Annotated in this window: 21 protein-coding genes; all 21 read right to left on the reverse strand. The window is 64.0% G+C overall.

What is annotated here, in order from left to right; genetic code table 11:
* Positions 1-2: 2 nt before the first annotated feature.
* Positions 3-536: a 50S ribosomal protein L6 gene (gene rplF, locus G3545_RS04700; protein ID WP_170010308.1), complete on the reverse strand. Its 534-nt coding sequence runs from the start codon at positions 534-536 to the stop codon at positions 3-5.
* A 17-nt stretch (positions 537-553) separates the two neighbouring features.
* On the reverse strand, positions 554-952 hold the full coding sequence (rpsH, locus tag G3545_RS04705; RefSeq protein WP_170010310.1) for a 30S ribosomal protein S8: 399 nt from the start codon (positions 950-952) through the stop codon (positions 554-556).
* A gap of 14 nt (positions 953-966) precedes the next feature.
* The gene (rpsN, locus tag G3545_RS04710; protein ID WP_170010312.1) at positions 967-1,272 is read right to left on the reverse strand and encodes a 30S ribosomal protein S14; all 306 of its coding nucleotides are present in this window, start codon (positions 1,270-1,272) and stop codon (positions 967-969) included.
* Positions 1,273-1,331: 59 nt separating this feature from the next.
* Positions 1,332-1,889 (reverse strand): 50S ribosomal protein L5, encoded by a 558-nt coding sequence (gene rplE / locus G3545_RS04715; RefSeq protein WP_170010314.1) that lies wholly within the window; start codon positions 1,887-1,889, stop codon positions 1,332-1,334.
* Complete coding sequence (gene rplX / locus G3545_RS04720) at positions 1,882-2,199, reverse strand: 50S ribosomal protein L24 (protein ID WP_170010316.1); 318 nt, start codon at positions 2,197-2,199, stop codon at positions 1,882-1,884. The genes rplE and rplX overlap by 8 nt, the downstream gene beginning before the upstream one ends.
* On the reverse strand, positions 2,199-2,567 hold the full coding sequence (gene rplN, locus G3545_RS04725; protein ID WP_163073307.1) for a 50S ribosomal protein L14: 369 nt from the start codon (positions 2,565-2,567) through the stop codon (positions 2,199-2,201). Before rplN ends, rplX begins: the two co-directional genes overlap by 1 nt.
* A gap of 89 nt (positions 2,568-2,656) precedes the next feature.
* Positions 2,657-2,905, reverse strand: a complete 249-nt coding sequence (gene rpsQ / locus G3545_RS04730; RefSeq protein WP_170010319.1) for a 30S ribosomal protein S17 — start codon at positions 2,903-2,905, stop codon at positions 2,657-2,659.
* A 10-nt stretch (positions 2,906-2,915) separates the two neighbouring features.
* Positions 2,916-3,125 carry a 50S ribosomal protein L29 gene (gene rpmC / locus G3545_RS04735; RefSeq protein ID WP_170010321.1) on the reverse strand — a complete coding sequence of 70 codons (210 nt, stop codon included), beginning with the start codon at positions 3,123-3,125 and terminating at the stop codon, positions 2,916-2,918.
* An 11-nt stretch (positions 3,126-3,136) separates the two neighbouring features.
* The gene (rplP, locus tag G3545_RS04740) at positions 3,137-3,550 is read right to left on the reverse strand and encodes a 50S ribosomal protein L16 (protein ID WP_170010323.1); all 414 of its coding nucleotides are present in this window, start codon (positions 3,548-3,550) and stop codon (positions 3,137-3,139) included.
* Positions 3,551-3,582: 32 nt separating this feature from the next.
* The gene (gene rpsC / locus G3545_RS04745) at positions 3,583-4,290 is read right to left on the reverse strand and encodes a 30S ribosomal protein S3 (RefSeq protein ID WP_170010326.1); all 708 of its coding nucleotides are present in this window, start codon (positions 4,288-4,290) and stop codon (positions 3,583-3,585) included.
* Positions 4,290-4,670 carry a 50S ribosomal protein L22 gene (rplV, locus tag G3545_RS04750; protein WP_170010328.1) on the reverse strand — a complete coding sequence of 127 codons (381 nt, stop codon included), beginning with the start codon at positions 4,668-4,670 and terminating at the stop codon, positions 4,290-4,292. The genes rpsC and rplV overlap by 1 nt, the downstream gene beginning before the upstream one ends.
* 11 nt (positions 4,671-4,681) lie before the next feature.
* Positions 4,682-4,960: a 30S ribosomal protein S19 gene (rpsS, locus tag G3545_RS04755; RefSeq protein WP_170010330.1), complete on the reverse strand. Its 279-nt coding sequence runs from the start codon at positions 4,958-4,960 to the stop codon at positions 4,682-4,684.
* Between the two features lie 17 nt (positions 4,961-4,977).
* On the reverse strand, positions 4,978-5,811 hold the full coding sequence (gene rplB / locus G3545_RS04760; protein ID WP_170010332.1) for a 50S ribosomal protein L2: 834 nt from the start codon (positions 5,809-5,811) through the stop codon (positions 4,978-4,980).
* A gap of 25 nt (positions 5,812-5,836) precedes the next feature.
* Positions 5,837-6,133 (reverse strand): 50S ribosomal protein L23, encoded by a 297-nt coding sequence (locus G3545_RS04765; protein ID WP_170010334.1) that lies wholly within the window; start codon positions 6,131-6,133, stop codon positions 5,837-5,839.
* Positions 6,130-6,750 carry a 50S ribosomal protein L4 gene (gene rplD, locus G3545_RS04770; RefSeq protein WP_170010336.1) on the reverse strand — a complete coding sequence of 207 codons (621 nt, stop codon included), beginning with the start codon at positions 6,748-6,750 and terminating at the stop codon, positions 6,130-6,132. Before rplD ends, G3545_RS04765 begins: the two co-directional genes overlap by 4 nt.
* Positions 6,750-7,502, reverse strand: a complete 753-nt coding sequence (gene rplC / locus G3545_RS04775) for a 50S ribosomal protein L3 (RefSeq protein ID WP_170010338.1) — start codon at positions 7,500-7,502, stop codon at positions 6,750-6,752. Before rplC ends, rplD begins: the two co-directional genes overlap by 1 nt.
* 21 nt (positions 7,503-7,523) lie before the next feature.
* A complete protein-coding gene (rpsJ, locus tag G3545_RS04780) occupies positions 7,524-7,832 on the reverse strand; it encodes a 30S ribosomal protein S10 (RefSeq protein WP_170010341.1) in 309 nt (102 codons plus the stop codon).
* Between the two features lie 127 nt (positions 7,833-7,959).
* On the reverse strand, positions 7,960-9,150 hold the full coding sequence (gene tuf, locus G3545_RS04785; protein ID WP_170010343.1) for an elongation factor Tu: 1,191 nt from the start codon (positions 9,148-9,150) through the stop codon (positions 7,960-7,962).
* Between the two features lie 63 nt (positions 9,151-9,213).
* On the reverse strand, positions 9,214-11,289 hold the full coding sequence (fusA, locus tag G3545_RS04790) for an elongation factor G (RefSeq protein ID WP_170010345.1): 2,076 nt from the start codon (positions 11,287-11,289) through the stop codon (positions 9,214-9,216).
* 27 nt (positions 11,290-11,316) lie between these two features.
* Positions 11,317-11,787, reverse strand: coding sequence for a 30S ribosomal protein S7 (gene rpsG / locus G3545_RS04795; protein WP_170010347.1), 471 nt, complete (start codon positions 11,785-11,787; stop codon positions 11,317-11,319).
* A 23-nt stretch (positions 11,788-11,810) separates the two neighbouring features.
* Positions 11,811-12,182 (reverse strand): 30S ribosomal protein S12, encoded by a 372-nt coding sequence (rpsL, locus tag G3545_RS04800; protein WP_018390597.1) that lies wholly within the window; start codon positions 12,180-12,182, stop codon positions 11,811-11,813.
* Between the last annotated feature and the right edge of the window lie 221 nt (positions 12,183-12,403).

Here is a 12,403-nt window from a genome sequence, read left to right on the forward strand (position 1 = left end):
CGTTACTTCTTCTTGCCTTCCTTGCGGAAGATGAATTCGCCGGCGTACTTCACGCCCTTGCCCTTGTAGGGCTCGGGACCGCGGAACTCGCGGATCTCGGCGGCGACCTGGCCAACCTTCTGGCGGTCGATGCCGGAAATGACGATTTCCGTGGGCTTCGGCGTGACGATCTGGATCCCTTCCGGAACCGGATAGATCACGTCGTGGCTGTAGCCAAGCGCGAGGTTCAGGTTCTTGCCCTGCACCGCGGCCTTGTAGCCGACGCCGGTGATCTCGAGCTTCTTCTCGAAGCCCTTGGTCACGCCTTCGACCAGGTTCGACACCAGGGTGCGGGACAGGCCCCACATCGCCTTGTGGCGGTTGGTCTCGCCGCGCGGCTTGAAGGAGATGACGTTCCCCTCCAGCGTGGCGCCGATTTCCTCGACGATCTCGACCTGAAGGGCGCCCTTGGGGCCCTTCACCTTGACGGTCTGGCCTTCCACGGCGGCGGTGACGCCGGCCGGGACGGTGATGGTGGCTTTGCCGATCTTGGACATGTGCTCTGCTTCCCCGATCAGAAGACGGTGAAGAGGACTTCGCCGCCCACGTTCTTCTCGCGGGCTTCGTGGTCCGCCATCACGCCCTGCGGCGTGGAGACGACAGCGACGCCGAGACCGTTGGCAACGCGCGGAAGCGTCTTGACCGACGAATAGACCCGCCGGCCTGGCTTGGAGACGCGGGAGATCTCGCGGATCACCGGCTCGCCGTCATAGTATTTCAGCTCGATCTCGAACTCGGTGCGGCCATTGACCGGCTCGCCCGCTGAGTAGCCGCGGATGAAGCCTTCCGCCTGGAGCACGTCGAGGACGCTGGCGCGCAGGCGCGAGCCCGGCGTCGAGATGCGTTCCTTGCGGCGCATCTGCGCGTTGCGGATGCGGGTGATGAGATCGCCGATGGGATCGGTTGTCGACATGGATCAGCCCTCCCTCACCAGCTGGACTTGACGAGGCCGGGGATCTGGCCCTGCGAGCCGAGCTCGCGGAGCGCGATACGGCTCATCTTCATCTTGCGGTAGAACGCACGCGGACGGCCGGTCACTTCGCACCGGTTACGGATGCGGACCTTCGCCGAATTGCGCGGGAGCTGCGCGAGCTTGAGGACCGCGGCGAAGCGCTCCTCGATCGGCAGTTCCTTGTCACTGATCAGGGCCTTGAGACGCGAACGCTTGCCGGAATAGTTCTTCACGAGCTTCCGGCGGTGTTCGTTCTTTTCGACCGCGCTCTTCTTCGCCATATGCTTTTGCTCCTAGTCTCCGCGTTTGGGGCTCCCGCCCCACGGCCGGAAGGGGATGCTTACTGCCGGAACGGGAAGTTGAAGGCCTTCAGAAGCGCGCGCGCCTCTTCGTCCGTCTTCGCCGTCGTGCAGACGATGATGTCCATGCCCCACATCTGATCAACCTTGTCGTAGTTGATCTCGGGGAACACGATGTGCTCCTTGATGCCGAGCGCGAAATTGCCGCGCCCGTCGAAGCTCTTCGGGTTCAGGCCGCGAAAGTCGCGAACCCGCGGCAGCGCGATGTTCACGAGGCGGTCGACGAACTCGTACATGCGGGTCTTGCGAAGGGTAACCTTCGCGCCGACCGGCTGGTTCTCGCGCAGCTTGAAGTTGGAGATCGCCTGGCGGGCACGCGTCACCACCGGCTTCTGGCCGGCGATCAGCGCGAGGTCGCCCGCCGCGGTCTGCACCTTCTTGGTGTCGGCAGTGGCTTCGCCAACGCCCATATTGATGACGATCTTCTCGATGACCGGCACTTCCATGGCGTTCTTGTAGCCGAACTGCTCGATCATCTGCTTGCGGATGACGTCCTCGTACTGGGACTTCATCCGCGGGGTGTAATTGGCCTCAGCCATCGATCTTCTCCCCCGAGCGCTTGGCGACGCGCACCTTGGTGCCGTCGGCCTGCACAAGGAAACCGACGCGGGTCGGCTTGCCGTCCTTCGGATCGGCGATCGCGATGTTCGACAGGTGGATGGGACCCTCCTTGGAGATGATCCCGCCTTCCTGGTTCGCGCTCTGCCGCTGGTGGCGCTTCACGAGGTTCACGCCGCGAACCTTCGCGGTGCTCTCCTTCGGCAGCACTTCGATGACCTCGCCGCTGCGACCCTTGTCGCGGCCGGCGAGGACGACGACCTTGTCGCCCTTTTTAATCTTCGCCGCCATCACAGCACCTCCGGCGCCAGCGAGATGATCTTCATGTGGTTCTTGGCGCGAAGCTCGCGCGGAACCGGCCCGAAGATACGGGTGCCGACCGGCTCCTTGTTGTTGTTGATCAGCACCGCAGCATTGCGGTCGAAGCGGATCACCGTGCCGTCGACGCGGCGGATGTCCTTGGCCGTGCGAACCACGACCGCCTTCATCACGTCGCCCTTCTTCACGCGGCCGCGCGGAATGGCTTCCTTCACCGACACCACGATGATGTCGCCGACATGGGCATACTTACGCTTCGACCCGCCCAGCACCTTGATGCACATGACGCGACGCGCGCCGGAATTGTCCGCCACGTCGAGATTGGTCTGCATCTGGATCATGACGCACCTTTTTCTCGTAACCTGCGCGCGACCAGTGGAACCTGGCGCACCTCACCCCGTTTCCGGGAAACTTGTCAGCGAAGCGAGGATCAGACCTCGACGCGCTTCTCGCCCTGGACCACGGTCCAGTGCTTCAGCTTGGACAGAGGACGGCTTTCCTCGATCCAGACCGTGTCGCCTTCCTTCCAGGAGTTCGCCTCGTCATGGGCGTGGTACTTCTTGGAACGGCGGACGGTCTTCTTCAGCAGCGGATGCGTGAAGCGACGCTCGACCCGGACCACGACGGTCTTGTCCTGCTTGTCGCTCACCACGACGCCCTGCAGCAAACGCTTCGGCATCGTTATCTCCTCACTTCGCCTTGGCCGCAGTCGCGGCCTTCTGCGCCTGGATGGTCTTGATCCGCGCGATATCGCGGCGGATCTGACGCACCCGCGCCGTGTTCTCGAGCTGGCCGGTGGCACGCTGGAAGCGCAGGTTGAACTGCTCCTTCTTCAGCGACAGCACATCGTCGGAAAGCTCGTCCGGGGTCTTGGTCCGGAGATCGGAAGCCTTTGCCATGATGATCCCCCTCACTCGGCGATGCGTTCGACGAAGCGCGTCTTGATCGGCAGCTTGGCAGCGGCCAGCGTCAGCGCTTCCTTGGCGACGTCCTGGCTGACGCCGTCGATCTCGAACATGATGCGGCCGGGCTTCACCTTGGCCGCCCAGAACTCCGGCGCGCCCTTGCCCTTACCCATGCGGACTTCGGTCGGCTTCTTCGACACCGGCACGTCCGGGAAGACGCGGATCCACACCCGGCCCGCACGCTTCATGTGACGGGTGAGCGCGCGACGCGCGGCTTCGATCTGGCGCGCGGTAACGCGCTCCGGCTCCATCGCCTTCAGCCCGAACTGGCCGAAGTTGAGGTCAGTCCCGCCTTTCGCAGTGCCGTGGATGCGGCCCTTGAACTGCTTGCGGAACTTGGTGCGCTTCGGTTGCAACATGACTCGCGCCTCTCATTATTCTCGCAATTGACTCACGCCGCGTCGCGGCGCGAGGAACGACCACCCGACGGCTCTGCATCCGCCTGACGCTTGTCCTGCGCCATCGGATCGTGCTCGAGGATTTCGCCCTTGAAGATCCAGACCTTGACACCGCAGGTGCCGTAGGTCGTGAAGGCGGTGGCCGTACCGTAATCCACGTCCGCGCGCAAGGTGTGCAGCGGCACGCGGCCTTCACGATACCATTCCAGGCGCGCAATTTCGGCGCCGCCAAGACGGCCGGAGCAGTTGATGCGGATGCCTTCGGCGCCGAGACGGATCGCGGACTGCACGGCGCGCTTCATGGCGCGGCGGAAAGCCACGCGGCGCTCGAGCTGCTGGGCGATCGATTCGGCGACCAGGCGCGCGTCGATTTCCGGCTTGCGGATCTCGACGATGTTGATGAACACCTCGGAGGCGGTCATCTCGGCGACCTTCTTGCGCAGCTTGTCGATGTCCGCGCCCTTCTTGCCGATCACCACGCCCGGACGAGCCGAGTGGATGGTGACGCGGCACTTCTTGTGCGGACGCTCGATCACGATCTTGCTGACCGCAGCCTGCTTGAGCAGCTTCTGCAGCATCTCGCGGATCTTGATGTCCTCGTGCAGCAGCTGGCCGTACTCGCCCTTGCTGGCGAACCAGCGCGAGTCCCAGGTACGGTTGATGCCGAGCCGCAGCCCGATCGGATTGACCTTCTGACCCATCAGGCCTTCTCCTCAACTTCACGCACCACGATGGTGATGTGCGAGAACGGCTTCTCGATACGGCTGGCGCGGCCGCGGGCGCGAGCGGCGAACCGCTTCATGACGATGCCCTTGCCGACATGGGCCTCGGCGACGACGAGATCGTCGACGTCCAGCTCATGGTTGTTCTCGGCATTGGCGATGGCCGATTCCAGGCACTTGCGAACATCGCCGGCGATGCGCTTGCGCGAGAATTCAAGGTCGGCGAGCGCGGTCGCGACCTTCTTGCCGCGGATCAGACCCGCGACGAGGTTGAGCTTCTGGGGGCTGACGCGAAGATTGCGAGCAACCGCCTTGGCTTCCGTATCCGCGAGCGCGCGCGGACGAGCTGCCTTACCCATGACTCTGACCTCTACTTGCGCTTGGCTTTCTTGTCCGCCGCGTGCCCGTAATAGGTACGGGTCGGGGCGAACTCGCCGAACTTGTGGCCGACCATGTCCTCGTTCACCGAGACCGGGACATGCTTGTTGCCGTTATAGACGCCGAACGTGATACCCACGAACTGCGGCAGGATCGTTGAGCGACGGCTCCAGATCTTGACCACGTCGTGACGCGTCGACGAGCGAGCGGCTTCCGCCTTCTTGAGGAGGTAGCCGTCGACGAACGGACCTTTCCAGACCGAACGAGACATTCTTCAGGTTCCCTCGCTCACTTCTTGCGGGCGTGACGGCTGGACACGATGAACTTACCGGTCGACTTGTTCTTCCGGGTCTTCTTGCCCTTGGTGGGGAAACCCCACGGGGTGACCGGATGACGGCCGCCCGAAGTGCGGCCTTCGCCGCCGCCGTGCGGATGGTCAACCGGGTTCATCGTGACGCCGCGGTTGTGCGGCTTGCGGCCAAGCCAGCGTTGACGGCCGGCCTTGCCAAGATTGATGTTCATGTGGTCGGGGTTCGAGACCGCGCCCACCGTGCCGAAGCACTCGCCATGCACCAGGCGCTGCTCGCCCGAGTTCAGGCGAACGATGACGTAGCCCTGGTCGCGGCCCACGATCTGCGCATAGGAGCCGGCAGAGCGAGCGATCTGCCCACCCTTGCCGATCTTCATCTCGACATTGTGGACGATGGTGCCGACCGGCAGGTTGCCGAGCGGAGCCGCATTGCCGGGCTTCACGTCGACGCTCTTGCCGGCGATCACCTGATCACCCACCGCGAGACGCTGCGGCGCGAGAATGTAGGCCAGCTCGCCGTCCTGGTACTTCAGGAGCGCGATGAAGGCGGTGCGGTTCGGATCATATTCGATCCGCTCCACCACGGCCGGCATGTCACGCTTGGCGCGCTTGAAGTCGACCAGGCGATAAGCCTGCTTGTGCCCACCGCCGCGGAAACGGACGGTGATGCGACCATGATTGTTGCGGCCGCCGGCCGAACTCTTGCCTTCGGTCAGCGTCTTGACCGGCTTGCCCTTGTAGAGGGCCGAGCGGTCGACGATGACGAGCTGGCGAAGGCTCGGCGTTACCGGCTTGAAGGTTTTGAGCGCCATTGTCTGCGTTCCCCTAATGCCCGGCTCACAGACCCGTCGTGATGTCGATGGTGTGGCCCTCGACGAGGGTCACGACCGCCTTCTTCACGTCGTTCTGTACGCCCTTGCGGCCCTTGAAGAACTTCGTCTTCCCCTTGCGGACCAGCGTGTTGACGCTCTTCACCTTGACGTCGAAGAGCTTCTCGACCGCCTCCTTGATCTGCGGCTTGGTAGCCGTCAGAGCAACCTTGAAGACGACCTGGTTGTGCTCGGACGCGGTCGTGGCCTTCTCGGTGATCACCGGGGACACGATCACGTCGTAGTGGCGCGGATCGATGCTCATTTGAAGCGCGCCTCCAGCGCATCGACAGCCGCCTTCGTCAGGACCAGGGTCTGACGGCGCAGGATGTCGTAGACGTTGATGCCCTGGACGGGCAGCACGTCGAAATGGCCGATATTGCGCGAGGCGAGGCCGAAATTAGCATCCACCTCGGCGCCCGAAATCACGAGCGCGTTCGACAGGCCGAGACCCGCCAGCCGCTCCTTGAGCAGCTTGGTCTTCGGCTCGGCGAGCACCGCCTCGTCGAGGACGACGATCTGCTGATCCTTCGCCTTCACCGAGAGCGCATGCTTCAGAGCGAGCGCACGGACCTTCTTGGGAAGGTCGGACGCGTGGCTGCGCTGCACCGGACCGAATGCCCGACCGCCGCCGCGGAACTGCGGAGCGGAAGCCGCACCGTGGCGAGCGCCGCCGGTGCCCTTCTGCTTGTACATCTTCCGCTTGGTGCGGTTGATGTCGGCGCGCGACAGCGTCTGATGCGTGCCGGCCTGGCGACGCGAGAGCTGCCACACCACGCAGCGGTGCAGGATGTCCTGGCGCGGCTCGAGGCCGAAGATCGCGTCGGACACGGTGACGGAGCCGGCGTCGGCACCTTCGAGAGTTTTGACCGCCAATTCCATCACACCGTCTCCTCGGCGCTGGCCTCGGCCGCGGGAGCGGCATCAGTCTGCGCATCAGCCGTCTCGGCCTCGGAGCCCGGGAGCCGGAACTTGCCCGGCTTCGGCGCTTCGGCCGGCAGCTTCTTCTTCACCGCGTCGGCGACCAGGATCCAGCCGCCCTTGTGGCCAGGAACCGCGCCCTCGACCGCGATCAGACCGCGCTCGACATCGGTCAGCACGACCTTGAGGTTCTGGGTGGTCACCGTCTCGACGCCCATGTGACCGGGCATCTTCTTGTTCTTGAAGGTCTTGCCCGGGTCCTGACGGCCACCGGTCGAACCGATCGAACGGTGCGAGACCGACACGCCGTGGGTGGCGCGCAGGCCGCCGAAATTATGGCGCTTCATGCCGCCGGCAAAACCCTTACCGGTCGAGGTACCGGTGACGTCCACGAACTGGCCGACCACGAAATGATCGACGGTCAGTTCGGCGCCGACCGGGATCAGCCCCTCTTCCTCGACGCGGAACTCCGCGAGCTTGCGCTTCGGCTCCACCTTCGCCACGGCGAAGTGGCCGCGCATGGCGCGCGGGGTGTTCTGCGGCTTCGCCTTCCCGACGCCGAGCTGAACGGCGACATAGCCGTTCTGATCCAGCGTGCGGTGAGCAACCACCTGGCAATTATCGACTTTCAGCACAGTGACCGGAACATGTTCACCTGCATCGGTAAAGATGCGGGTCATGCCGACCTTCTGGGCGATGACGCCTGACCGCATGGCCGTGTCCCCTCGCCTTTCTCAGAGCTTGATCTCGACGTCGACGCCGGCGGCGAGGTCGAGCTTCATCAGCGCGTCCACGGTCTGCGGCGTCGGGTCGACGATGTCCAGGAGGCGCTTATGGGTGCGCATCTCGAACTGTTCACGGGATTTCTTGTCGACGTGCGGCGAGCGGTTGACGGTGAACCTCTCGATCCGGGTCGGCAGCGGAATCGGACCGCGAACCTGCGCACCAGTGCGCTTCGCGGTGTTGACGATCTCGCGGGTCGAAGCGTCCAAGATTCGATGGTCGAACGCTTTGAGGCGGATCCGGATGTTCTGGCCGTTCATTTACTTCAGGCTCCCAGAGGGCTCGCCACTGCTTGGGCTATATTCGTTTGGCTCGTCATTCGGCTCGACTGTCGAGCTCAACGAAGTGGGGCGCGCCGGCGGACCGGGGCGCCCCGGTAGTAATCGCTCACTCGATAATGCTGGCGACGACGCCGGCACCGACGGTGCGGCCGCCTTCGCGGATGGCGAAGCGCAGCTTCTCTTCCATCGCGATCGGCACGATCAGCGCAACGTCGACCGTCACGTTGTCGCCCGGCATCACCATCTCGGTGCCTTCCGGCAGCGTCACGATACCGGTCACGTCCGTGGTCCGGAAGTAGAACTGCGGACGGTAGTTGGTGAAGAACGGGGTGTGACGACCGCCTTCTTCCTTGGTCAGGATGTACGCCTCGGCCTTGAACTTGGTGTGCGGCTTCACCGAACCCGGCTTGCACACAACCTGGCCGCGCTCGACGTCCTCGCGCTTGGTGCCGCGCAGCAGCACGCCGACATTGTCGCCGGCCTGGCCCTGGTCCAACAGCTTGCGGAACATCTCGATGCCGGTCACCGTGGTCTTCACCGTCGGACGGATGCCGACGATCTCGACTTCCTCGCCGACCTTCACGATGCCGCGCTCGACGCGACCGGTCACCACCGTGCCGCGGCCCGAGATCGAGAACACGTCCTCGATCGGCATCAGGAACGGCTGGTCGATCGGACGCTCCGGCTGCGGGATGTAGGCATCCACTTCGCTCATCAGCTTCTGGATGGCTTCCTTGCCGAGCTTCGGATCGCCGTTCTCCAGCGCCACCAGCGCCGAGCCGCGCACGATCGGAATGTCGTCGCCGGGGAAGTCGTACTTCGACAGCAGCTCGCGAACCTCGAGCTCAACCAGCTCCAGCAGTTCCTCGTCGTCGACCATGTCGCACTTGTTGAGGAACACCACCAGCGCAGGAACGCCGACCTGGCGCGCCAGAAGGATGTGCTCGCGGGTCTGCGGCATCGGGCCGTCCGCCGCCGACACCACCAGGATCGCGCCGTCCATCTGCGCCGCGCCGGTGATCATGTTCTTCACATAGTCGGCGTGACCGGGGCAGTCGACGTGCGCATAGTGACGGTTCGACGTCTCGTACTCGACGTGCGCCGTCGAGATCGTGATGCCGCGCGCCTTCTCTTCCGGCGCCTTGTCAATCTGGTCGTACGCCGTGAACGTCGCCCCGCCCGTCTCGGCGAGAACCTTCGTGATCGCCGCCGTCAACGACGTCTTGCCATGGTCGACATGGCCAATCGTACCAATGTTGCAGTGCGGCTTCGAACGGTTGAACTTCTCTTTGGCCACGGGACTCTCCGTCGGTCGGTCTTAAATCTGGTTACAGCTGCTCAGTCGGTTCAGGCCGGACGCTTACGCGTACTTGGCCTGGACTTCCTGCGCGACGTTCGACGGCACCTGCTCGTAGTGGTCGAACTGCATGGTGAAGGTCGCGCGGCCCTGGCTGAAGGACCGCAGCGTGTTGACGTAGCCGAACATGTTGGCCAGCGGCACCATCGCGTTCACGACGTTCGCATTGCCACGCATGTCCTGGCCCTGGATCTGGCCACGCCGCGAGTTCAGGTCGCCGATGACCGAACCGGTATAGTCTTCCGGGGTCACCACCTCGACCTTCATGATCGGCTCGAGCAACACCGGGCTGCCCTTCTGCAGGGCTTCACGGAACGCCGCACGGGACGCGATTTCGAAGGCCAGGGCCGACGAGTCGACTTCGTGGTAGGCACCGTCGGTCAGCGTCACCTTGACGTCGACCACCGGGAAGCCCGCCAGCACGCCGGAACCCAGCACGCTCTCGAGGCCCTTGTTGACGCCCGGGATGTATTCCTTGGGCACCGCGCCACCGACGATCGCGCTGTCGAAGGCGAAGCCCTTGCCGACTTCGTTCGGCTCGACCGTGAACTTCACCCGCGCGAACTGGCCGGTACCACCGGTCTGCTTCTTGTGGGTGTAGTCGACTTCGGTCTTGCGGGTGATCGTCTCGCGATAGGCCACCTGCGGCTGGCCGATATTGGCATCGACCTTGTAGGTGCGCTTCAGGATGTCGACCTTGATGTCGAGGTGCAGTTCGCCCATCCCCTTGAGGATGGTCTGGCCGCTCTCGTGATCGGTCGACACGCGGAAGGACGGATCCTCCGCGGCGAGCTTGGCAAGCGCAATGCCCAGCTTCTCCTGGTCGGCCTTCGACTTCGGCTCGATCGCGATCTCGATGACGGGTTCCGGGAACTCCATCTTCTCGAGGATCACGGGCTTGGCCGGGTCGCACAGCGTGTCACCGGTGCGCACATCCTTGAGGCCGGCGAGAGCGACGATGTCGCCCGCATAGGCTTCCTTGATGTCTTCGCGGTTGTTGGCATGCATCAGCAGCATCCGCCCGACGCGCTCACGCTTGTCGCGGGTGGAGTTCAGCAGGCCCATGCCGGTTTCGAGCTTGCCCGAATAGATACGGCAGAAGGTGATGGTGCCGACGAAGGGGTCGTCCATGATCTTGAAGGCGAGGACCGACAGCGGCTCGCTGTCCGACGGCTTGCGATCGGTCTCTTCTTCGGTGTTGAAGTCGATGCCCTTGATCGCGCCGCGGTCGAGCGGGTTCGGCAGATAGTCCACCACGCCGTCGAGCAGCGGCTGCACGCCCTTGTTCTTGAAGGCCGAGCCACAGAACACCGGGGTGAAGACGCGGCGGACAACCGCCTTGCGGATCAGGCCCTTCAGGACCTCCTCGGACGGCTCCTGGCCGTCGAGATAGGCGGCAAGCGCGTCGTCGTCGAGCTCGACCGAGGCCTCGAGCAGCTTGCCGCGATATTCGACAGCCTTGTCGAGGAGGTCAGCCGGGATCTCTTCGTCGTGGTACTTGGCGCCGAGCTCTTCATTGTCCCAAACGATCGCCTTCATGCGGACGAGATCGATCACGCCCTTGAAGTTGGCCTCGGAACCAATGGGGAGCTGCACGCACACCGGGTTGCCGGCGACGCGGTCGGCGATCATCTCGACGCAGTTGTTAAAGTCGGCGCCGATCTTGTCCATCTTGTTGACGAACACGATGCGCGGAACATTGTACTTGTCGGCCTGGCGCCACACCGTCTCGGTCTGCGGCTCCACGCCCTGGTTGCCGTCGAGCACGCACACCGCACCGTCGAGCACGCGCAGCGAACGCTCGACTTCGATGGTGAAATCGACGTGGCCGGGAGTGTCGATGATGTTCAGGCGCTTGCCATTCCAGAAAGCGGTCGTCGCGGCGGACGTGATGGTGATGCCGCGCTCCTGCTCCTGGGTCATCCAATCCATGGTGGCGGCGCCGTCATGGACTTCGCCGATCTTATGGCTCTTGCCGGTATAGTAGAGGATCCGCTCGGTGGTCGTGGTCTTGCCGGCATCAATGTGGGCCATGATGCCGAAGTTGCGGTAGTCCTCGATGGCATGTATGCGCGACATGTCAGTTCCTCGTCCCGGCTCTCTTCGTCACCAGCGGTAGTGAGAGAAGGCGCGGTTCGCCTCCGCCATACGGTGGGTGTCTTCACGCTTCTTCACGGCGGTACCGCGATTGTTCGAGGCGTCCAGCAGCTCGCCGGACAGGCGCTCGACCATGGTCTTCTCGTTGCGGGCACGGGCCGCAATGATGAGCCAGCGAATGGCCAGCGCCTGACGGCGCTCCGGGCGAACTTCGACCGGCACCTGGTAGGTGGCGCCGCCGACGCGGCGCGAGCGCACCTCGATGGAGGGGCTCACATTGTCCAGCGCCTGCGTGAACACGCCGAGCGGCTCGGACTTGGCGCGATTCTCGACCAGGTCGAGCGCGCCATAGACGATCGTTTCCGCAACCGACTTCTTGCCGTCATACATGACGGCGTTCATGAAGCGGCTCAGCACTTCGCTGCCGAACTTCGGGTCCGGGGTGACTTCGCGGCGTTCCGCGCGGTGACGACGGGACATCGTTCAGATCCTCACTTCAGCCATCACTTGGGCCGCTTGGCGCCGTACTTCGAACGGCGCTGCTTACGGTTCTTGACACCCTGGGTATCAAGCACACCGCGCAGAATGTGGTAACGCACGCCCGGAAGGTCCTTCACGCGGCCGCCGCGGATCATCACCACGGAGTGCTCTTGAAGGTTATGACCCTCACCGGGGATGTAGCCGATGACCTCGTAGCCATTGGTCAGACGGACCTTGGCCACCTTACGAAGCGCCGAGTTCGGCTTCTTCGGGGTCGTGGTGTAAACGCGGGTGCATACGCCGCGCTTCTGCGGGCTCGCCTGCAGGGCCGGAACCTTGTTCCGGGCCTTCTGGGCTTCCCGCGGCTTGCGGATTAGCTGGTTGATCGTCGGCACGCTTCTCGCCTTCGTCTCGCTGGGCGGGGAGGAACCCCCGCGCATACCCATTTCCGCGGCAGCAACCGCATCTAGTTTTCACGGGTCGGAACGCGCATGAGCACCGGCAATGCCGGCATAGCGAAACCCAGCCCACGAACGAAAAACGCGCCGCCGGCCGAATCTCGGCCGAGGGCGCTGCACGTTCAGAGGACCGCGCAGCAGCCAGATTGGCTATTGCG

The sequence above is a fragment of the Starkeya sp. ORNL1 genome, assembly GCF_012971745.1.
Lineage (GTDB): Bacteria > Pseudomonadota > Alphaproteobacteria > Rhizobiales > Xanthobacteraceae > Ancylobacter.

Excerpts from the sequence above, each read along its gene's own strand:
- rpsN (WP_170010312.1), bottom strand. The coding sequence starts at position 1,272 with ATGGCGAAGAAGAGCGCGGTCGAAAAGAACGAACACCGCCGGAAGCTC.
- rpsS (WP_170010330.1), bottom strand. The coding sequence starts at position 4,960 with ATGTCTCGTTCGGTCTGGAAAGGTCCGTTCGTCGACGGCTACCTCCTC.
- rplX (WP_170010316.1), bottom strand. The coding sequence starts at position 2,199 with ATGGCGGCGAAGATTAAAAAGGGCGACAAGGTCGTCGTCCTCGCCGGC.
- rplV (WP_170010328.1), bottom strand. The coding sequence starts at position 4,670 with ATGGGTAAGGCAGCTCGTCCGCGCGCGCTCGCGGATACGGAAGCCAAG.
- rplF (WP_170010308.1), bottom strand. The coding sequence starts at position 536 with ATGTCCAAGATCGGCAAAGCCACCATCACCGTCCCGGCCGGCGTCACC.
- rpsJ (WP_170010341.1), bottom strand. The coding sequence starts at position 7,832 with ATGAACGGCCAGAACATCCGGATCCGCCTCAAAGCGTTCGACCATCGA.
- rplD (WP_170010336.1), bottom strand. The coding sequence starts at position 6,750 with ATGGAATTGGCGGTCAAAACTCTCGAAGGTGCCGACGCCGGCTCCGTC.
- rpsH (WP_170010310.1), bottom strand. The coding sequence starts at position 952 with ATGTCGACAACCGATCCCATCGGCGATCTCATCACCCGCATCCGCAAC.
- rplB (WP_170010332.1), bottom strand. The coding sequence starts at position 5,811 with ATGGCGCTCAAAACCTTCAAGCCGGTAACGCCGAGCCTTCGCCAGCTC.
- rplE (WP_170010314.1), bottom strand. The coding sequence starts at position 1,889 with ATGGCTGAGGCCAATTACACCCCGCGGATGAAGTCCCAGTACGAGGAC.
- rpsQ (WP_170010319.1), bottom strand. The coding sequence starts at position 2,905 with ATGCCGAAGCGTTTGCTGCAGGGCGTCGTGGTGAGCGACAAGCAGGAC.
- fusA (WP_170010345.1), bottom strand. The coding sequence starts at position 11,289 with ATGTCGCGCATACATGCCATCGAGGACTACCGCAACTTCGGCATCATG.
- G3545_RS04765 (WP_170010334.1), bottom strand. The coding sequence starts at position 6,133 with ATGAGCATCGATCCGCGCCACTACGACGTGATCGTGTCCCCGGTGATC.
- rpsC (WP_170010326.1), bottom strand. The coding sequence starts at position 4,290 with ATGGGTCAGAAGGTCAATCCGATCGGGCTGCGGCTCGGCATCAACCGT.
- rplP (WP_170010323.1), bottom strand. The coding sequence starts at position 3,550 with ATGTTGCAACCGAAGCGCACCAAGTTCCGCAAGCAGTTCAAGGGCCGC.
- rplN (WP_163073307.1), bottom strand. The coding sequence starts at position 2,567 with ATGATCCAGATGCAGACCAATCTCGACGTGGCGGACAATTCCGGCGCG.
- rpmC (WP_170010321.1), bottom strand. The coding sequence starts at position 3,125 with ATGGCAAAGGCTTCCGATCTCCGGACCAAGACCCCGGACGAGCTTTCC.
- rplC (WP_170010338.1), bottom strand. The coding sequence starts at position 7,502 with ATGCGGTCAGGCGTCATCGCCCAGAAGGTCGGCATGACCCGCATCTTT.
- rpsG (WP_170010347.1), bottom strand. The coding sequence starts at position 11,787 with ATGTCCCGTCGTCACCGCGCGGAACGCCGCGAAGTCACCCCGGACCCG.